This window comes from Thermocatellispora tengchongensis (genome assembly GCF_014202315.1).
In the GTDB taxonomy this organism is placed as follows: Bacteria; Actinomycetota; Actinomycetes; order Streptosporangiales; family Streptosporangiaceae; genus Thermocatellispora; species Thermocatellispora tengchongensis.
Genome location: NZ_JACHGN010000023.1, coordinates 102,607 through 122,090, shown reverse-complemented (window position 1 = coordinate 122,090; position 19,484 = coordinate 102,607). Strand labels below are relative to the sequence as shown.

Genomic DNA, 19,484 nt, shown 5'->3' with positions numbered 1-19,484 from the left:
CCCGATGCGACGAACCGTTTTCGACGACGATCACGAACTCTTCCGGAAGTCGGTCCGCGCCTTCGTCGCGCGGGAGATCACGCCCCACTTCGAGGAGTGGGAGCGATCCGGCATCACCGACAAAGCCCTCTTCCGCAAGGCCGGGGAGGCCGGGATCCTGGCACTCGGCGTGCCCGGCGAGCTCGGCGGAGCCGGTCGGCTCGACTTCCGTTTCAACGCCGTCGTCATGGAGGAGGTGTGCCGGGCCGGCGTGATGAACGCCGGTCTCGGGATCTCCACGCACGCCGACGTCGTCGTGCCGTACTACGTCCGCTACGGCACGCGGGCGCAACACGAACGCTGGTTGCCCGGCCTGTGCTCGGGCGAACTCGTCGGCGCCGTCGCGATGACCGAGCCGGACACCGGCTCGGATCTGGCGGCGATCTCGACGCGGGCCGTGCGGGACGGCGACAGCTACGTCATCAGGGGCAGCAAGCTGTTCATCTCCAACGGCATCCACTGCGATCTGGTGATCCTCGTGTGCCGCACCGGGACCGGCGAGGTGGCGCAGCGGAACCTCAGCCTCATCGTGGTCGAGAGCGGCCGGGCGGGCTTCAGCCGGGGACGCAATCTCGACAAGGTCGGTCAGCACGCGGCCGACACGGCCGAGCTGTTCTTCGACGATGTGGTGGTCCCGGCCGAGAACCTGCTCGGCGAGGAGGGCCGCGGGTTCTACCACCTGGTGGCGATGCTCCCTCAGGAGCGCCTGGCCATCGCGGTGATGGCGTTGGCGCACGCGCGGGCCGCCTTCGAGCAGACGCTGGCCTACTGCAAGGAGCGCCACGCCTTCGGGCGGCCCATCGGCTCCTTCCAGAACTCCCGTTTCCAGCTCGCCACCATGCGCACCGAGCTGGACGTCGCCCAGGCATTCGTGGACGCGCAACTCCTGGCGCACGTCGCGGGCGAGCTGTCCGCGGAGGAGGCGGCGCAGGCCAAGTGGTGGTGTGCGGAGCTGAACTCCCGTGTGCTGACGACGTGCGTCCAGTTGCACGGCGCGTACGGCTACATGGAGGAGTGCGCGGTCGGGCGGGCCTGGCGGGACGGTCGGGCGATGTCGATCTACGGCGGCACCAACGAAATCATGAAGGAGATCATCGGACGCCGGATGCTGGGGGTCTGATGGACCTCGGCACACCGAACCTGCGATTCGAGCGGCGTGTCCCGATCGGCTGGTGCACAGTGGACAACCCCGCGCAGCGCAACGCGTTGTCGATGGCGATGTACCGGGGGCTCGGCCGGGCGATACGCGGTGTCGCCGGCGACCCCCGGCTTGAGGCGCTCGTCATCACCGGTGTCGGCGACGTCTTCATCGTCGGTGGCGACCCGGCCGCGCACGGCCCCGGCGACGCGCCGCCGGCCGAGGAGGACCTGCCGTTCCCGGCGCTGCACGGGGGCGAGGTCCCCGTCGTCGCCGCGATCAACGGTCACTGCCAGGCGAGCGGCCTGTGGCTCGCCGTCCTCGCCGACGTCGCGGTCGTGAGCGAGCGGGCCCGGTTCCGGCTCCCGGAACTGCGGCTCGGCGTGGCCGCGCCCTGGAGCTCGGCGTTGCTGCCCCCGGTGATCGGGCTCGCCCGCGCCAAGGAGCTGGCGTTGACGTCGCGGCCGTTCGGCGCCGCGGAGGCGCATGCGATGGGCCTCGTGGCCCGGGTGGTCCCGCATGACGATCTTCACGATGAGGCCGAGCGTGCCGCGTACGAGCTGCTCGAGGCCGGCCCGGCGGCGCGCGCGGCGTGGAAGCGGGCGGCGCACGCGCACCTGCCACCGGTCGACGAGCGAGCCGTCACGGCCTCGATCGGCACGGCCGAGGCACGGGAGGGGTTCGCCGCCTTCGCCGAGCGGCGGCCTCCGTCGTGGTCGCGGGTGCCCGGACGAGGTGAGGACAGGAGGAGCAATGGGAGAGTGGGGGACCGCCTCGACGGAGGGGCTGACGGCCGTCGGACTCCTGCGTGACTGCGCCGAGGAGGCCGGCGACCGGCCGTTCCTGGACTTCGGCGGCGAGTGGTACACCTACCGTCAGTTGTGGCGGCGCGCGACCTCGTACGCCGCCGGGTTGCGTAAGGCAGGGCTCCAACCGGACCAGACCGTCGTCACGATGCTCGACAACAACGTGGACGCGGTCTCGCTGTGGTTCGCGGCGAACCTTCCCGGCGGCATCTGGGTGCCCATCAACACCGCACTGAAAGGCGGCTTCCTCTCGCACGTCGTCGCCGACGCCGGCGCACGCGTGGTGGTGTGCGAGGCCGATTTCGTGGACCGGTTCCGGGCGGAGATCGATCGTATGCCGAACGTCGAACGCATCCTCGTCCGCGGGCTCGACGTGGCGGACCGGATCGGCGACGTCGCCGTGGAACCGCTCGCGGACTACCTCCTGGACGGCGGTGACCAGATCTGGGCCGACCGAGGCTCCGACGACACCGCTCTGATCATCTACACCGGCGGGACCACCGGCCCGTCCAAGGGCTGCGTCATCTCCAACGGCTACGTGTTCAGCTCGGCCCGGGGCTTCCTGGTCCAGAGCGGACGCACGGAGGACGAGCTGAACTGGAGCCCGCTGCCGATCTACCACTTCAACCTGGTGAGCGGGACCATCCTCGGCACCATGCTGCTGCGCGGCTCGGCGTCGATCGCCCCCCGCTTCTCGGTGTCGGGGTTCTGGCCCGACATCGAGCGCACCGGCGCGGCGATGGTCAACCTGCTCGGCTCCATGGGGTCGCTGATCGCGCAGATGGACGAGACACCGGAGATGACCCGCTGCCACGGGCGGATCCGCGTCGTCCACGGCGCGCCGTTCCCGCCGGAGCTGCAGGAGGTGTGGCGCACCCGGTTCGGGGTGCGGCGAGTGGGCGGCAACACCTACGGGCTCACGGAGTGCTTCCCCCTCACGACGCTGGAGGTCGGCGCCTGGTCCCCTCCGGGCAGCTCGGGGAAGGCGAACGCGGCGGACTTCGACGTCAGGATCTTCGACGACGACGACCGCGAGGTGCCGGTGGGCGAGGTCGGCGAGGTCGTGTGCCGGCCCCGGCGGCCGGACGTGATGTTCCAGGGGTACTGGCGGCGCCCGGAGGCGTTCGCCGCGGTCACCCGCAACCTGTGGTTCCACACCGGAGACCTCGGCCGCTTCGACGAGGACGGGTTCTTCTACTTCGTGGACCGGAAGAAGGACTACCTCAGACGCCGCGGCGAGAACATCTCCAGCCAGGAGGTGGAGCAGGCGATGCTCGCCCATCCGGCGCTGGCCGAGGTGGCCGTGCACGCGGTGCCGTCCGAGCACACCGAGGACGACCTCAAGGTCACCGCGGTCCTGGTGCCCGGTGCCGGGCTGTCGGAGCGGGAGCTGTTCGAATGGGCGAAGGACCGCATCCCCTACTTCGCCCTGCCCCGGTACATCGAGTTCCGCGACGCGCTGCCCACCAGCCCGCTCGGCCGGGTGCACAAGTACAGGCTGCGCGACGAGGGGTGCACCCCGGCCACCTGGGACCGGGAGAAGGCCGGCGTCCAGTGGGACCGGCGCTGAGCGGTGTCCGCAGAGCGGTTAAGGAGGATCATGACGCAGCGATCGTTCGTCGTCGGCGTCGGCATGACCAAGTTCGAGAAGCCGGGGTCACGTCCCGGCTGGGACTACCCGGACATCGGACGGGAGGCGGCCACGAACGCCCTCACCGACGCGGGCATCCCGTACCAGGACGTCGAGCACGCGTTCCTGGCGTACTGCTACGGCGATTCGACCTCCGGACAGCGGGCCCTGTACGAAGTGGGGCTGAGCGGCATTCCGATGGTGAACGTCAACAACAACTGCGCCACGGGGTCGTCGGCGCTGTACCTCGCCAACCAGTACGTACGGGCGGGGCTCGCCGAATGCGTGCTGGCCCTCGGCTTCGAGAAGATGGAACGGGGGAGTCTGCGGGAGCACTGGAGCGACCGCGTCGCGCCCACCGGACGGCACACCGACGCGATGGCCGCGCGGCGCGGCCTCACGCAGGCTCCGCTCGCGGCGCAGCTCTTCGGCAACGCCGGCCGCGAGTACATGGAGCGGTACGGCGTCAGCCGGGAGACCATCGCCAAGATCGCCGAGAAGAACCACCGCCACTCGGTGCACAATCCGTACGCGCAGTTCCGGAAGGAATACTCCCTCGCCGAGATTCTCGCCTCGCCCACGGTGCATGACCCGCTCACCAAGCTGCAGTGCTGCCCGACCTCCGACGGCGGCGCCGCCGCCGTGGTGGCGAGCGAGTCCTTCGTCGAGAGCCACGGCCTGTGGGGCCGGGCCGTCGAGATCGTCGGACAGGCGCTCACGACCGACACCGGGTCCACGTTCGACGGCAGCGACGCCGGCCTCGTCGGCTACCACATGACCAGGAGCGCCGCACAAGCGGTGTACGAACAGGCGGGCGTCGGCCCCGAGGGCGTACAGGTGATCGAGCTGCACGACTGTTTCAGCACCAATGAGCTCATCACGTACGAAGCCCTGGGGCTGTGCCCGGCCGGCGGCGCCGGCGACCTGATCGCGGAAGGCGCCGTGGACTACGGCGGGACATGGGTGGTCAACCCGTCCGGCGGGCTGATCTCGAAGGGCCACCCGCTGGGTGCGACGGGCCTGGCGCAGTGCGCGGAGCTGTGCTGGCAGCTCCGCGGCGAGGCGGAGGCACGGCAGGTCGCGGGCGCGACCGCCGCGCTCCAGCACAACCTCGGCATCGGCGGCGCCGCGGTCGTCACGATGTACCGCACGCCGGCACGATGAGCCGCCGCCGGCTCCGGGGCCTTCCCCCGGAGCCGGCGCCGGCGGGCGTCAGTGGGGGATGGGCGTACGCGGATCGGTCTTCACGTCGATGACGACGGGCCCGCGGCGGTGCTCGATCGCCTCCGCGATGAGCGGCAGGTCGTCCGCCCGTGCGACGGTCAGGCCCGAGGCGCCCATCGAGCGGGCGATGGCGGCGAAGTCGGTGCCGGGCAGCCTGGAGATGTCGTGCGCTTTGCCGAGCAGGTCGGTGATGGCCACCTCCGCTCCGTACGCGCTGTCGTTGTACACCACGAGCACGAGGTCCAGCCCGTATCTGACGGCGGTGAGCAGCTCCGGCAGCTCCATGGCCAGTCCGCCGTCACCCGCGGTGAGCAGGACGGGCCGGTCGGGCCGTCCCACGGCCGCGCCGATCGCCGTGGCGAGCCCGAGCCCGATGGAACCGAAGTCCACCGTCTCGATGAAGGCGGAGGGTTCGGGCACGTGCAGCCAGGCGAATCCCGGAAGCATGAACCGGCCGGAGTCGGAGACGTACGTCCGGTCGTGGGGGAACACCTGGTCCAGGAGCAGCGTCAGCTCCCGGCTGTCGATGGGACCGCCGGCGTAGGGCGCGAACTCCGATCGCGGGTCGAACTCGGCGAGCCGGGTCCGCAGCTCCTCGGTGCACAGCGTGCCCGCGTGCCGGAGATCGAGCTCGCCGAGCCGGTCCAGCAGGGTGACGGCGGCACGCTCGGCGTCGGCCTGGACGGCGACCGTGACCTCGGTCCGCAGGCCCAGGCGGGCGGGGTCCAGGTCGATGTGCACGATCCGCTTTCCGGCGACGAGCGACCCGTCCGCCGTGGTGTCCGGATTGAGGCCGGCGCCGAAGACCACGAGGCAGTCGGCGGCGAGGATCGTCTCCGAGGCCGGGCCGTGCGACAGCGTGCCGCAGATCCCGAGATCGAACGGTTCCCCTCGGAACAGGTCCTTGGCGCGCAGCGTCGTGCTCACCGGAGCGCCGATGTGCTCGGCGAGGGCGAGGATGGACTTCTTGGCGCCGGCCAGAGCGGCGCCCCGCCCGGCGAGGATGACCGGGCGCCGCGCCGCGGCGATCACCCCGGCGGCCCGGTCGAGCGCGTCGGCGTCCGGCGCGACCGCCTGGGGCGCGGGCAGGTTCACCCTCGACGGCGAGTAGGCCACCGTGCCGTGCTGGAGATCCACCGGCGCGTTGAGCACGATCGGGCGCCGCTCCGCCCGCGCCCGGCCGACCGCCCGCGCGACGTCGTCCACGGCCGTGGCGGGCGAGGCGATCGGCTGGAAGCCCGCTCCGGTCGGCGCCACCAGGGCCGCCTGGTCGATCCGCTGGCGACCGTACGGGAGCGCGGGGTCCGTGTCGCCGGCGAGCACCACGACCGGCAGCCCGCTCCGGGCGGCCTGGGTGAGCGCGGTCATGGTGTTGGTCAGGCCGGGGCCGTGGGTCACGGTCGCGAAACCCACCTCACCGGTCACCGAGGCGTATCCGGTCGCCATGAGGACGGCGCCGTCTTCGCGCGCCGCCTTCACATAGCGGACCCGGTGGTCCTCGACGAGATGGGCGATCACGTGAATATTGCCTTCTCCCACGACACCGAAGAGCGTGGTCATGCCCTGGTCGGCGAGTGCCCTGGCGATTGCCACATGAACGGAAATCTCGGAACTGGACATCGTGCGCATTGAATCACGCTTCCGAGCCCATACCGGGTTTCACAGGTGGTTCAAGAAATAACAGCATGAGTAGTCCCTTGTACCGGTCTGCGGGATGACGGAACATCGCCTTCGAAACGGCCCGGAGGAGGAATTCGTGACCGCAATCGTGGATGTGGACAGCCATGAGATGGCGCCGCTGGAGCTTTGGGGCGAGGTGTTCGGCGAGGAGATCGCCCGCCGAGTGAACGAGGTCGGCTTCGAGATCCATACCAGAGCCCGCGCGAACTCGCTGTCGGTCCCCGGCCTGACCGGCGACACCACGCCCATCACTCAGGAGACGGTGTGGCGGCTCAAGGGCGCGACCGCCCCGTCCGCCATCGATCTCCGCCGGCGTCCGGACGTCCTCGACGAAATGGGCATCACCCGTCAGTTGGTCTTCCCGACCTTCGGGCTGTTCGCCCTGCTCCTCGTCAACGACCCGAACGCGCACGTCTGGCTGGGATTCGACCCCAGCCGGGTGGACGCCGGGGAACTCGGCCGCATGGGCGTCGCCGCGCACAACGACTGGGCGGCCGGCATCACGAAGTCGACCTCGGATCGGATCCGCCCGGTCGGGATCGTGCTGACCGACACCTCGGTGGAGTCGATGGTGGAGCAGGCCCGCTCGGCCATCGAGCGCGGAATCCGGGCTCTGATGATCCCGGCGAACATCGCACCGGCGGGCACGTCGCCGGCCAACCCGGAACTCGATCCGTTCTGGAGCCTCGTGGCCGAGGCCGACGTGCCGGTCACGATCCACCTCGGGACCGACTTCGGCTTCCTCTCCTCGTCGGCGTGGTCGAAGGGGGTGGAGGTGTTCCACCCCTCGGACAAGTCCAGCATCGAGTTGCCCATCGAGCCCTACCGGGCCACGACGATCCATTTCTGCGCCGAGAACATGATCTCCACGATGGTGCTCGGCGGCGTCTTCGAGCGTCACCCGGCGCTTCGGTTCGGCGCCATCGAGTTCGCCGCGGGCTGGATGGGCCCGCTGGCCGAGCGGCTGGACTGCTGGGCGGAGAGCCAGTTCCGGTCCAGGCTGGCCGGCACGCTGAGCATGCGGCCCTCGGAGTACATCGCGCGCAACGTCCGGGTGACGCCCTTCTACTTCGAGCCGATCGCCCGCTACTTCGAGCGTCACCGCGACCTGTGGTCCGTGTACTGCTACGCCACCGACTACCCGCACGTGGAAGGCGGTAAGGACTCGCGAGCCGTCATGGAGGCCGCGCTCGCGTCGCTGCCGGGCAGTGCCCGCGAGCAGTTCTTCGCCCGCAACGGGGAACTGCTGCTCCCCGAGTGATCCGAGACGGATACGAGCGGGCCGGCTGCGAACGCGGGAGGCCGGCACCGCGTTCTCCAGGGGCGCCGTGCCCTCTGTCCCCCCGGTAGTCGAGAAATCGAGGCGTTCCAATGCCACAGTACTTTCGTTTCACCGATCCCGGTTACTTCGACGCGATGACTCCGCCCGAGATGAGATGGTCCGGGGCCGCGACCCGGGAGGTGATGCCCGGGTGGGATCTCGGCAGCGTGTACATGGGCGATGACCTGAGCGACCCGGAGGTTCCCGTCGCGTCGCTGTTGCAGATCGCCCCCGGCGACACACTGCACCGGCACGCCCACGACTGCTTCCGGGTCGAGGTCGTCGTGCGCGGCTCGATCACGGTGCCCGGCGGGCAGACGCTCGTCCCCGGCGACGTGATGGTGTCGCGGCCGGGCGAGTTCTACGGGCCGCACATCGCCGGACCGGACGGGTGCCTGTCGGTCGAGATCTTCTCGGCGGCCCGCGGCGTCCACCCGATCGGCGACCCGGACGCGGAGGACGCGCGTTCGATCGAGACGGCGAAGCGGGTCAACGAGGTGATCGCGCGGCTGCGGGCAGATCAGGCCGGGCGATGACCCCGCTCGTCCACCCTCAGGAGGTCTCCGTGCCCGGCCCGGCCGCTGCCGAAGGACGATCCGCCGCACCGGGCGGGGCCGGCATCCGGTTCGCCGGCGTCGGCCGGTCCTTCGCGATGCCGGACGGGGTGGTCGACGCGGTGACCGGCATCGATCTCGCCATCGCGGCAGGGGAGTTCGTCGCGCTCGTCGGCCCTTCGGGATGCGGCAAGACGACGCTGCTCAACATGGTCGCCGGCCTGATTCGGCCGACGGAGGGGACCGTGACGCTCGACGGCCACCCGGTCACCGGGCCGTCGCGCGAGGTCGCGTACATGCCGGCGAGGGACGCGCTGTTCCCGTGGCGCACGGCCGTGGAGAACGTCGAGCTGGGCCTGGAGGTGCGGGGCGTCCGCAAGAGCGAGCGGCGCGCACTGGCCCTGGACTGGCTGCACCGGGTCCACCTGACGGGATTCGAGAACGCGCAGGTCACGCAGCTCTCGCAGGGCATGCGCCAGCGGGTGGCCATCGCCCGCACCCTCGCGCTCTCGCCGCGGTGCGTGCTCATGGACGAGCCGTTCGCCGCCCTGGACGCGCAGACCAGGTTGTTCGTGCAGCAGGAGTTCCTGGCCCTGTGGGAACGTTCCCGGGCGACCGTCCTGTTCGTCACGCACGACCTCACCGAGGCGATCTCCCTCAGCGACCGGGTCGTGCTGCTGGGCTCGCGGCCGGGGCGGCTGTGCCGGGACATCCGCGTCGATCTTCCGCGCCCGCGCGACGTCGATCACCTCAGGGCGGACCCGGCCTGGCAGCCGCTCTACGACGAGCTGCAGGACGCGCTGCGCGCCGAGGTTCCCGATCCCCGTCTGGCCGACGCGAGCGCCGAGCTCGCGCAGCGCATCGTGGCCGGGCCGAAGTGAGCGCCCCGGCCGTGCACCGGCACGCGGCCGGTCCTGATCGCGCCGCCGTCCAGGAGCGGCTGCGGGCACGCCACCGGCGGGCCCGCACCGCGAGGACGGCCGCCGTGTGGGGCGTGCGCCTGGGGGTCGTCGCGGCGTTCGTGCTCGTCTGGTACCTCGCAGGCGCCCTGGAGTGGATGAGCCCCGTGTTCATCAGCGACCCGGCGAGCGTGGCCGGGAGCCTTGCCGGCCTGGTCGTGGACGGCGGCATCTGGGCCGACGGGTGGGCGACGCTGTCCGCGGCGCTGACGGGCCTGGCGATCGGTGCGGCCACCGGGGTGGCGAGCGGCCTGCTGCTGGGCGAGTTCGCCCTGTTCCGGCGTGCCGTGCAGCCGATCGTCACGCTCGCCAACGCGCTGCCGCGCCCCGCTCTCGCGCCGATCTTCCTGGTCTGGTTCGGGCTGGGGGCCGGCGCGAAGATCGCGGTGTCGGTGAGCGTGGTGTACTTCCTGCTCCTGATCAACACGCTGGCCGGGGTGGACGGCGTGGACGCCGACCGCGCCACGCTCGCCCGTACGCTCGGCATGTCGCGGTTGCAGCGGTTCCGGCTGCTGCAGTTGCCCTCGGCCGGACCCGCCATCCTCGCCGGGCTCCGGCTGGGGTCGGTCTACTCCGTGCTCGGCGTCGTGGTCGCCGAGATGGTGGCGTCCACGGAAGGGCTGGGGCTTCGGCTGGTGCAGGCCACGAACCAGTTCGACATCGCCGGCTCGTTCGCGATCCTCTTCCTGCTCGCGTTGCTGGCGTTCGTGCTGGATTGGACGGTCGGACGCCTCGAAAGGCGCCTGTCGTGGGGAACCTCGCCGGCCACCTTGTGACGGTCACCTCGCCGCCGTCCTCGGCCACCTGTGATGAATGGAGTGCGACACCCATGCGCAGTCGACTCGCCCGCTCGCTGGCAGTTGTGACGGCGGCCGTGGCGATGGCCGGCCTGCCCGCGTGCGGCGGCCCCGCCACGGCGCCGGCAGACGGCTCGGACACGATCTCCCTGACCTTGCAGCAGTTCCCCGGCGCCTTGCCGTACATCAGCGACGTCATCGCGCGGGAGGAGGGCATCTTCGCCCGCAACGGCCTCGACGTCGAGTTCGTCAACCCGGGCGACGGAGCCACGGCGATGCGGCTGCTCGCCAACGGCGACACCCAGGGGCTGCTGGCGGACGTGGCGTCCGGGATCTCGGCCGCGGCGAAGGGCCAGCCGATCGCGGTGGCCGGCAGCGTCATCAACAAGAGCCTGTTCCAGATCTCGGCCCGGGGCGACCTGCTCGGCGTGCGGGGCGACTGGAAGGCCAAGGTGCAGGCGCTGCGCGGGAAGACCGTCGGGGTGCCCGGGATCGGCAGCAGCGCGGACCACGTGATGCGCGGCCTGCTGCGCGAGGCGGGCCTCACCCCGGGCACGGACGTCACCCTGATCTCGGTCACCACCGGCCAGGCCGCCATCGCGCAGTTCCAGCAGAAGGCGCTGGACGCGTTCATCAACGTCGCCCCCGCCGCCCACCTGATCGAGAAGGCCGGAGCCGGCGGCCTGTACGTGGACATCGCGAACGAGGCGCCGCCGCGGTTCGCCGACTCGGTGATCGGAATGATGACGAACAGGTCGTTCGCCAAGCAGAACCCCGAAGCCCTCCGTCGCTGGATCGCCGCGGAGGAACAGGCCATCCGGTTCATCGGCGAGCCCGCGAACCGGAAGAAGGTCGTCGGCTACATCGCCGAGAACATCACCTCCGACGACATCCCATTGGCCGAGAAGCTGGTGGACTACCTGAACGGCACCGCGTACTCGGCGACCCGGCCGCGGCTGGCGGTTCCGGCGCGGGTTCTGGACGCCCAGATCAAGCTGCTCGGCGACGGCGGCATTCCGGCCGGCTCGCTGAACGCCGCCGAATTCGTCGTCACCCCGAACCGGTGACCCTTGTCACCCTCGGAACAGTGCGGTGGAAAAAGGTGGAGAAATGACTGTTTCAGGCCGAGTGCCGGGCGAACAGGGAAAGGGAGTGGGATGGACCGAATCGACGCCGCGCTGCTCGTGCTGCGTCTGGTCATCGGCGGGGTCGTGGTCGTGCACGGGCTCAATCACGCCTTCGGCGGCGGCAGGCTGCCCGGCGCGGCCCGCTGGTTCGAGAGCCTCGGCCTGCGGCACGGGATGGCGCAGGCCGCGATGAGCGCCGTCATGGAGGTCGTCGCCGGCGTGGGCCTCGTCATCGGGCTGCTCACCCCCATCGCCGCCGCCGCCGTGATCGGCGTCATGCTGGTCGCCGGCGTGGTCGCGCATCGCCGCAACGGCTTCTTCGTCTTCAGGGACGGTTACGAGTACGTGCTGGTGCTCGGGCTCGGCGCCCTGGTCGTGGCCATCGCGGGCCCGGGCGGCGTCTCCCTCGACGCCGCGCTGGGCATCGTGGTCGCCGGAGGATGGGCGGCCCTGATCGCCGCCGGGCTGGGGATCGCCGGCGCCGCCACGCTGCTGGCCGCGACGTACCGCCCGGTCCGGGCAGGCGGCGACGAACGCGCCCATCCCGAACACCTGCCGTGAGCACCTCTCACAAGCACCTCTCGCAAGCACCGGAGAAGCACGTGGAGCGATATGACCAAGGACATCCTGGCCCGGCTCGATCCTGATCAGCTCGCCCTGCGCGAGATGGCCGCGAAACTGGCCGCCGAACGATTCGCCCCGCACGCCCGGGAGTGGGACCACGGCCGCACCCCGCTGCCGGCGGCGGAGCGGAGGAAGCTCGCCGAACTCGGCCTGCTGGGCATCACCGTCCCGCAGCAGTACGGGGGTGAGGGCCGGCCGCTGCTGGATGCGCTCATCGTGCTGGAAGAGCTCGCCAAGGCCTCACCCGTCGCGGCCTGGCCGGTGTTCGAGGCGTGCACCGGACCGGCCCGGGTGATCGAGCTGTTCGGCACCGAGGAGCAGCGGGCCCGCCTGCTGCCGCCGATCGTGGCGGGGGAGAAGACCCTCTCGGTGTCGATCTCGGAGCCGGACGCCGGCTCGGCCGCGACCGACATGTCCACCCGAGGGCGTGTCGTCGGGGACCACATCGTGATCAACGGCGTCAAACGATGGTGCTCGGGGGCGGGACACTCCGAGCAGTACCTGGTCTACCTGCGGCTGGACGACCGGCCGGGCGCGAAGGGGATCGGCGCCGTCGTCGTCGGCCGCGACACCCCCGGCCTGACGTTCGGCCCTCAGGAGCGGCTGATGGGCTTTCGGGGGGTCTGCTCGGCCGACATCTTCTTCACCGACGTACGCGTGCCGCTCGGCGACCTGATCGTCCCGGCCGGCGGGTTCTCCAAGCTGTTCACCGCGTTCTCGATCGAGCGGCTGGGCAACGCGACGATGTCGCTCGCCATCGGCCAGGCCGCGCTGGACCGCGCGGCCCGGCATGTCGGCGAGCGTGAGCAGTTCGGCCGCCGCATCGCGGACTTCCAACTCGTCCAGGGCACCATCGCCGACATGGTGATGCGGGTCGAGTCGGCCCGGCTGCTGATCTACGCGGCGGCGTCGCAGGCCGGGCGCGGAGCTCCCGGCCCGCTGGCCGCGTCGATCGCGAAGTGCACGGCGAACGAGATGGCCAAGGAGGTCTCCGACCTGTCGATCCAGTTGCACGGGGGCTACGGCTACTCCGAGGAGTACGAGGTGGAGCGGCTGCATCGCGACGCGCACGGCTGGGCGCTCGCCGGGGGCACCCTCAATATCCAGCGGGTGCGAATCGCGTCGGAGTATCTCGGAATGCGATTCGACCAACGCGCCGGCGGAGCGGCGTGAGCGGGCCCAGCCGGAAATTCCCGTGTCCCGTAATACGGAAACGAGCACCGACAACACCACCCAATGCGCCTTGACGCCTATTACCAAGAATAGGGAAGATGTGCGCACTCATCTGACCCACGTCAGGGGTAACACATTGCAAATGTACAGCGACACGAAAATGTACAGCGACACGAAAATGGACGGCGACGTGGATGCCGAGCGGCTCGCCGCCAACTTCGACCATCTCGATGAAAAACTCGGCGATGAGGTCCTGAACCAGGTCTACCGCCGCCTTCTCGCGGGCTGCCCGGTCGCGAAGACCGCCGCGCACGACGGTTTCGCGCTCGTCACCAGATATGCCGACGTCGTCGAAGTCGAGAAGGACTGCACCAGATTCTCCTCCGCTCAGGGCGTCATCCACCCGCCGCACCCCGGCCGCGACCCCAGCATTCCCATCGAGTTCGACGGCCCGGCCCACATCGCGTACCGCAAGCTGTTCATGGAAGTGCTCAGCGCGCCGCGGGTGCGCGGCATCGTGCCGTACCTGCGCGACCTCACCGAGCGCGTGCTCGACGCGTTCGCCGAGGGAACCGACGACGACTTCGTGCAGAAGGTCGCCGTGCAGATTCCCGTGCGTGCCGTGGGCCGTCTCCTGGGATTCGGCGAGGCGGCGAACGAGCAGCTCCAGGCATTCGCGGCGACGGTTCTGGAACACGCCGGCACACCGGCGATGCTGGAGGCGATGCGGGAGCTCGACGCTCTCGCGAGCACGCACCTGAGTCAGCGCCGGGCCCGGCCTCGCGACGACTACCTCACCACGCTCGTCCAGACCGACTTCGGCGGCCGGCCCCTCACCGAGGACGAGCTGCGCAACATCGTCCGGTCCTTCGTCTTCGCGGGATTCGAGACGACGGCACGGTCGATCGCGAGTCTCGTCCATCATCTGGTGACACATCCGGAGCTGCAGGCCCGGATGCGGTCGGACCCCGCCTCGATCGAGGGGATCGTGGAGGAGGGCCTGCGCCTGTTCCCGCCCGTGCACACCATGTTCCGCACCGTCACGGCGCCGACGACGCTCCACGACACCTCGCTGGCGGAGGGGGAGCGGCTGGTGCTGCTCTACGCCGCCGCCAACCGCGATCCCGAGCAGTTCGAGGACGCCGAGACGTTCCGGCCGGATCGGGCGAACCCCCGGCAGCACCTAGCGTTCGGCATCGGCCCGCACTACTGCGCCGGGGCCACGCTGGCGCGGGCCGAGATACGGATCCTCCTCGAAGCCCTCATCGCCCGGCCGCCCCTGGAACTGGTGGGAACCCCGCGGCACCTGCCCCGCCTGATGATGGGCCAGATGATGGGCGTCGATCACCTGCCCCTTCGGTTCCAAGGAGAGCACTGACATGCGTTCCGCCGTGCTCGTGGAGTTCGGGAAGGACCTCGCGGTCGAGTCGCTGGAGCCGCTGCCGCCCGGTCCGCGCGACGTCGTGGTCGCCGTCGGCGCGAGCGGCATCTGCCACACCGATCTCTCGGTCCGCGACGGCCTGTTCCCCGGCATGGTCTCGGGGCCGATGATCGGCGGCCACGAGGGGGCCGGCACGGTCATCGAGGCCGGCGACCAGGTGACCCGGGTCGCCGTCGGCGACCGGGTGATCGCGTCCTTCCGCCCGGCATGCGGCGCCTGTCCGTACTGCGTGCATGATCGCTCTCACCTGTGCGACGCCCTCGGCCCCTTCCTGCGGGCGCCGCGCGCGATTCGGCACGACGGTTCGCATGCCGTCGCCATGAGCGGGATCGGCACGTTCAGCGACGTCCTGACCTGCGACGAGGCGTCGGTGGTCCGCGTCGCCTCGGACCTGCCCGATGCCCACCTGGCCCTGCTCGGCTGCGGCATGACCACGGGCGTCGGCGCCGCGCTGTTCACCGCGCGCGTGCACCCCGGCTCGACCGTCGCCGTGGTCGGATGCGGCGGAGTCGGTCAGTCGGTCATCCAGGGCGCGGTCATCGCCGGCGCCGCCCGGATCATCGCGGTCGATCCGGTCGAGTCCAAACGGCGGATCGCCCGCGGTCTCGGGGCCACGGACACCGTCGATCCGGCGACCGCGCCCGCCGAGGAGCAGGTGAAGGAGCTGCTCCGCGGCAGGGGCGTGGACTACGCGTTCGACGTCGTCGGCGCGCCGGAGATCGTCGCGTCAACGTACCGCATGATCGGCAAGGGCGGGACTCTGGTGCTCGTCGGCTACGGGCCGATGGACAGCGAGTTCCGCGCACCCTCCTTCGACCTACAGGCGAACGAGAAGACGGTGAAGGGGTGCGTGGCCGGCTCGGCGCAGGTCCGCCGCCATTTCCAGTTGTTCGTCGATCTGATCGAGCGGGGCCGCCTCACCACCGAGGCGCTCGTCTCACAGCAGGTCCGTCTGGACGAGATCAACGTCGCCATGAAGGCGATGCTCTCAGGTGAGGTCATCCGAAGTGTCATCACGACGTTCTGAATCCGCAGATCGCCGTCGCGAGGCGATCTACATCGACGGTGAGTGGGTCGCGTCCACAGGGCCGCTGCGCGACGTCGTGTCCCCGGCGTCGCTGGAGGTCATCGGGTGCGCCCCTGACGGCACGGCCGCCGACATGGACCGTGCCGTGGCCGCGGCGCGCCGTGCCTTCGACGAGGGCTCGTGGTCCGGCCTTCCGGTCACCGAGCGGCTCCGCTACCTGGAGCGGGCGAGCGAACTGTACGCCGCGCGCGCCGGAGAGCTCGCGGAGCTGATCACCGCGGAGATGGGGAGCCCGATCACGTTCTCCCGGCAGGCCCAGGGCCCCATCGCGCAGCACATCCTCACGTACTTCATCCGGCTCGGCAAGCGGTTCGAGTTCGAGCAGGCCCGTACGGGGCTCAGCCTGCCGGCCCTCGTGGTCCACGACCCGTCCGGCGTCGTCGCGGCCATCGCGCCGTGGAACTATCCGCAGGCCCTGCTGCTGATGAAGATCGCTCCGGCGCTGGTCGCCGGCTGCACCGTCGTGGCGAAACCGTCGCCCGAGACGGCGATCGACGGACTGGTCCTGGCCGAGATCTTCGACGAGGCCGGCCTTCCGCCCGGGGTGCTCAACGTGGTTTCGGCCGATCGGGAGGCGGGCGAGCACCTCATCAGCCACCCCGGCGTGGACCGGGTGGCGTTCACCGGCTCGACCCAGGCCGGCCGCCGGATCGCCGAGATCTGCGGCCGCGACCTGCGGCGCTGCACGCTCGAACTGGGCGGCAAGTCGGCCGCGCTCATTCTGGACGACGCCGATGTGGCGCTCACCATGGCCGGCCTCCGCGACTACGCCTTCCGTAACAGCGGACAGACCTGTACCAACCAGACGCGGATCCTGGTGCCGCGTTCGCGGCGCGAGGAGTTCACCGACGCCCTGTGCGCCATGGTCTCGTCGATGGCGGTGGGCGATCCGGCCGACCCCGCGACCGAGATCGGCCCGCTGGTGTCCGAGCGCCAGCGGGACCGGGTGGAGGGCTATGTGGACATCGGGCGGAAGGAGGGAGCGAGGGTCGCCGTCGGCGGCGGACGCCCGGTCGGCCTGGACGTGGGCTGGTACGTCGAGCCGACCGTCTTCGTGGACGTCGACAACTCGATGCGCATCGCCCGTGAGGAGATCTTCGGCCCGGTCGTCGGGGTCATCCCCTACGACGACGACGCCGAGGGCATCGCCATCGCCAACGACTCCGACTACGGGCTCGCCGCGAGCGTGTGGGGCGGCGACCCCGAGCGCGCGGCCGGCGTGGCCAAGCGGCTCAAGGCCGGCATGTTGCTCGTCAACGGCCAGGGGGGCAGCTTCGACGCGCCCTTCGGCGGCTTCCGGCAGAGCGGGATCGGACGTGAATGCGGCATCGAAGGACTCCTCGCCTACACCGAGCCGAAGCAACTGCCGCTCCTGTGACCGGCCCCGAGAGAACGTACGAGAGGTGACACGATGCCGAGCGATCTCGAAGCTTCCCTGTCCGACACCGACATCTTCACGGTCGGGCCCGATCACGAGCTGTCCTTCCTGCCCGAGCCGGAGCCCAGGGACGTCTGGTGCCCGGTGATCTCGGTCGACGACCATGCGTTCGAGCCCCCGACCCTGTTCGACCGGGTGCCGGCCAGGCTGCGCGACGAAGCGCCCAAGCTGGTCCAGGTCGAGGGCCGGCCGGCCTGGCGGGTCGGCGGCAAGCACTTCTTCTTCACCGGCATGGACGGCGCCGCGAACCGGCCCATCAGCGAGTGGCGGTCGGTGAAGATGCGGATGGAGGACTATCGGCGGTCGGTGTACGACACCGATGCCCGGGTCCAGGACATGGACCTGGCCGGGGTGTGGGCCTCGCTGTGCTTCCCCTCGATCACCTGGGGGTTCGCCGGCACGACGCTGTCGCGCATCCCCGACCCGGAGCTCGCGTACGCGTGCGTGCGGTCCTACAACGACTGGGTGGTCGAGGAGTGGGCCGGTTCGCATCCCGATCGGCTCATTCCGTGCCAGATCACCTACCTGCGTGATCCGGAACTGGCCGCCAAGGAGATCTACCGCAACGCCGAGCGGGGCGTGCACGCCGTGAGCTTCACGGAGAACCCCGCGGCGCTCGGCTATCCGAGCGTCCACTCCGATCACTGGGAGCCGTTCTGGCGTGCCTGCGCGGAGACCGAGACGGCGATCAACCTGCACATCGGGTCCTCGGGCCGGATCTCGTGCCCGTCGCCCGACTCACCGGTGCCCGTGCAGGTGGCGCTGTTCCCGCTCAACGGGATCGAGACGGTGGTCGACTGGATCTTCTCCGGAATCCCCCTGCGATACCCCGACATCCATATCGTGCTGTCGGAGGCCGGGATCTCGTGGGTGCCGATGGTCGTCGAGCGCCTGCACCGGGCCTACCGCCAGCGGGACGCCGAGCCCGAAGTGTGGGCCGCCATCAACACGCATCCCGTGGACGTCCTGCGGCGGAACTTCTGGTTCACCTCGATCGAGGACCCGTCGGCGTTCCGCCGGCTCGACGTCATCAGCGAGGACCGCATGATGCTGGAGGTGGACTTCCCGCACACGGACAGCTCGTGGCCCGACAGCCAGTCGCTGTTCCGATCGGAGCTGGAGTCCCTCCCCACGGAGACCGTCAAGAAGATCTGCTTCGGGAACGCCGCCGCGCTGTACCACCATCCGGAGCCCCCGGCCTCGGTACAGGCGGCCTCGACGCTGCTGGGCGCGGCGGGTCAGGCGACCGACGCCGATTCGGGTGCGCGCTCCCGTCCGTGACCGTCGGCGCCGGGCTCGGGGAGTGTGAGCCCTGGCAGCCGGACCACTAGCAGTGATGGTCCCGTTGAAGCCGCCCTTCCCGCGGGACGCACTTCAGGCGAGCGGCCCAGCCGTTCCGGAACGGATCGGGCGCCTCCGGAGCGAGCCGACCCTACGGGACCTCGGGCCGAGCCGGAGGCATCCGAGACGCAGCCGCGACCGGCCGGGACAGCCGAGTCGTTTTCACCACCGAGGCAGAAGGAGGAAAGCGACAGATGCAATTCGATGTCGCTTCGGCGATGCGCATGGCCGGCGAGCCGGGCGGCGTGACGCCCGTGAGGTCAAGCGGACCCGATCGCCCTGATCGCCGCATGCCGGGCCGGCGCACGGACGTGCGGGTGAGCCTGCGATGACGGACACCGTGCTGACCGAGGTGGTGGACGAGAACATCCTTGTGATCACCCTCAATCGGCCCAACGTCAAGAACGCCATCAACTCCGACATCTCGCTGGGACTGCGTGCCGTCTTCGAGGAGCTGGACGGAAACGACGAGCTGCGGGTCGGAGTGCTCACCGGAGCCGGAGGAACGTTCTGCTCGGGCATGGACCTCAAGGAGTTCGCCCGCACCGGAAGGCCGCAGGGCGCGCAGGTGCTCCTCCGGGAGGGAACCAGGAAACCGCTGGTCGCCGCCGTCGAAGGCGTCGCCCTCGGAGGCGGTCTCGAACTGGCTCTCGTCGCCGACATCTTGGTCGCGGCCTCGGACGCCCTGCTGGGCCTGCCGGAGACCCGGGTCGGGCTGTTCCCCAGCGGCGGCGCGCTGTACCGGCTGCCGGGCATACTGCCCCGACCGCTGATCGCCGAGCTGGCCTTCACCGGTGAGCCGATCGGCGCGGAACGCGCTCATCATTTCGGCCTCGTCTCCCGGGTGACCCCTCCCGGCGCCACCTTGGGCGAGGCGCTGACGATGGCGGCGCGGATCGCGCGCTCGGCCCCGCTCGGTGTGGCCGCGAGCAAGAACCTGCTGCGTGGCTGCCACGGGGCGACGGCCAACGACTTCTGGGCCCGTCAGCGGGAGCTGGCCCACGCCGTGTTCTGGTCGAAGGACGCGGCCGAAGGCGCCGCCGCCTTCGCCGAGCGCCGAGAGCCCTGCTGGCGTAACCGCTGAGCGAGCCCACACAGGGAGTTA

17 protein-coding genes are annotated in these 19,484 nt (G+C 70.5%); 16 read left to right on the top strand and 1 reads right to left on the bottom strand.

The features are described 5' to 3' along the window. The first annotated feature begins 4 nt into the window (after window positions 1-4). Genes HNP84_RS40185 through HNP84_RS40170 form a run of 4 tightly spaced genes read left to right on the top strand, consistent with a single transcriptional unit; the run spans window position 5 to window position 4,777 of the window. Window positions 5-1,159, top strand: coding sequence for an acyl-CoA dehydrogenase family protein (locus tag HNP84_RS40185; RefSeq protein WP_185055308.1), 1,155 nt, complete (start codon window positions 5-7; stop codon window positions 1,157-1,159). Continuing rightward, a complete protein-coding gene (locus tag HNP84_RS40180; RefSeq protein ID WP_185055307.1) occupies window positions 1,159-1,989 on the top strand; it encodes an enoyl-CoA hydratase/isomerase family protein in 831 nt (276 codons plus the stop codon). Before HNP84_RS40185 ends, HNP84_RS40180 begins: the two co-directional genes overlap by 1 nt. Further along, complete coding sequence (locus tag HNP84_RS40175; RefSeq protein WP_185055306.1) at window positions 1,931-3,553, top strand: AMP-binding protein; 1,623 nt, start codon at window positions 1,931-1,933, stop codon at window positions 3,551-3,553. Before HNP84_RS40180 ends, HNP84_RS40175 begins: the two co-directional genes overlap by 59 nt. 30 nt (window positions 3,554-3,583) lie before the next feature. Next, entirely contained in the window at window positions 3,584-4,777 is a 1,194-nt protein-coding gene (locus tag HNP84_RS40170) for a lipid-transfer protein (protein ID WP_185055305.1), read from the top strand. 48 nt (window positions 4,778-4,825) lie between these two features. Here the strand turns inward: HNP84_RS40170 and HNP84_RS40165 are convergent, their stop codons facing one another. Then, a complete protein-coding gene (locus HNP84_RS40165) occupies window positions 4,826-6,430 on the bottom strand; it encodes a thiamine pyrophosphate-binding protein (RefSeq protein WP_185055304.1) in 1,605 nt (534 codons plus the stop codon). Between the two features lie 163 nt (window positions 6,431-6,593). On the opposite strand from HNP84_RS40165, the gene HNP84_RS40160 reads away from it, so the two are divergent. The 12 genes from HNP84_RS40160 to HNP84_RS40105 all read left to right on the top strand — a co-directional run bounded on the left by HNP84_RS40160 (window position 6,594) and on the right by HNP84_RS40105 (window position 19,463). Then, complete coding sequence (locus tag HNP84_RS40160; RefSeq protein ID WP_221337355.1) at window positions 6,594-7,778, top strand: amidohydrolase family protein; 1,185 nt, start codon at window positions 6,594-6,596, stop codon at window positions 7,776-7,778. A gap of 110 nt (window positions 7,779-7,888) precedes the next feature. Then, window positions 7,889-8,374 (top strand): hypothetical protein, encoded by a 486-nt coding sequence (locus HNP84_RS40155; RefSeq protein ID WP_185055302.1) that lies wholly within the window; start codon window positions 7,889-7,891, stop codon window positions 8,372-8,374. Next, on the top strand, window positions 8,371-9,273 hold the full coding sequence (locus tag HNP84_RS40150) for an ABC transporter ATP-binding protein (protein WP_185055301.1): 903 nt from the start codon (window positions 8,371-8,373) through the stop codon (window positions 9,271-9,273). The genes HNP84_RS40155 and HNP84_RS40150 overlap by 4 nt, the downstream gene beginning before the upstream one ends. Further along, window positions 9,270-10,127, top strand: coding sequence for an ABC transporter permease (locus HNP84_RS40145; protein WP_185055300.1), 858 nt, complete (start codon window positions 9,270-9,272; stop codon window positions 10,125-10,127). The genes HNP84_RS40150 and HNP84_RS40145 overlap by 4 nt, the downstream gene beginning before the upstream one ends. 53 nt (window positions 10,128-10,180) lie before the next feature. Further along, on the top strand, window positions 10,181-11,215 hold the full coding sequence (locus tag HNP84_RS40140; protein WP_185055299.1) for an ABC transporter substrate-binding protein: 1,035 nt from the start codon (window positions 10,181-10,183) through the stop codon (window positions 11,213-11,215). A gap of 90 nt (window positions 11,216-11,305) precedes the next feature. Beyond that, entirely contained in the window at window positions 11,306-11,836 is a 531-nt protein-coding gene (locus HNP84_RS40135; RefSeq protein WP_185055298.1) for a DoxX family protein, read from the top strand. A gap of 51 nt (window positions 11,837-11,887) precedes the next feature. Then, complete coding sequence (locus tag HNP84_RS40130) at window positions 11,888-13,072, top strand: acyl-CoA dehydrogenase family protein (protein ID WP_185055297.1); 1,185 nt, start codon at window positions 11,888-11,890, stop codon at window positions 13,070-13,072. Between the two features lie 142 nt (window positions 13,073-13,214). Then, a complete protein-coding gene (locus tag HNP84_RS40125) occupies window positions 13,215-14,450 on the top strand; it encodes a cytochrome P450 (protein WP_185055296.1) in 1,236 nt (411 codons plus the stop codon). Window position 14,451: 1 nt separating this feature from the next. Continuing rightward, complete coding sequence (locus HNP84_RS40120; protein WP_185055295.1) at window positions 14,452-15,540, top strand: zinc-binding dehydrogenase; 1,089 nt, start codon at window positions 14,452-14,454, stop codon at window positions 15,538-15,540. After that, window positions 15,521-16,978: an aldehyde dehydrogenase gene (locus HNP84_RS40115; RefSeq protein ID WP_185055294.1), complete on the top strand. Its 1,458-nt coding sequence runs from the start codon at window positions 15,521-15,523 to the stop codon at window positions 16,976-16,978. Before HNP84_RS40120 ends, HNP84_RS40115 begins: the two co-directional genes overlap by 20 nt. 33 nt (window positions 16,979-17,011) lie before the next feature. Next, window positions 17,012-18,319 (top strand): amidohydrolase family protein, encoded by a 1,308-nt coding sequence (locus HNP84_RS40110; protein ID WP_185055293.1) that lies wholly within the window; start codon window positions 17,012-17,014, stop codon window positions 18,317-18,319. Between the two features lie 388 nt (window positions 18,320-18,707). Next, entirely contained in the window at window positions 18,708-19,463 is a 756-nt protein-coding gene (locus tag HNP84_RS40105) for an enoyl-CoA hydratase-related protein (RefSeq protein WP_185055292.1), read from the top strand. Window positions 19,464-19,484 lie beyond the last annotated feature (21 nt).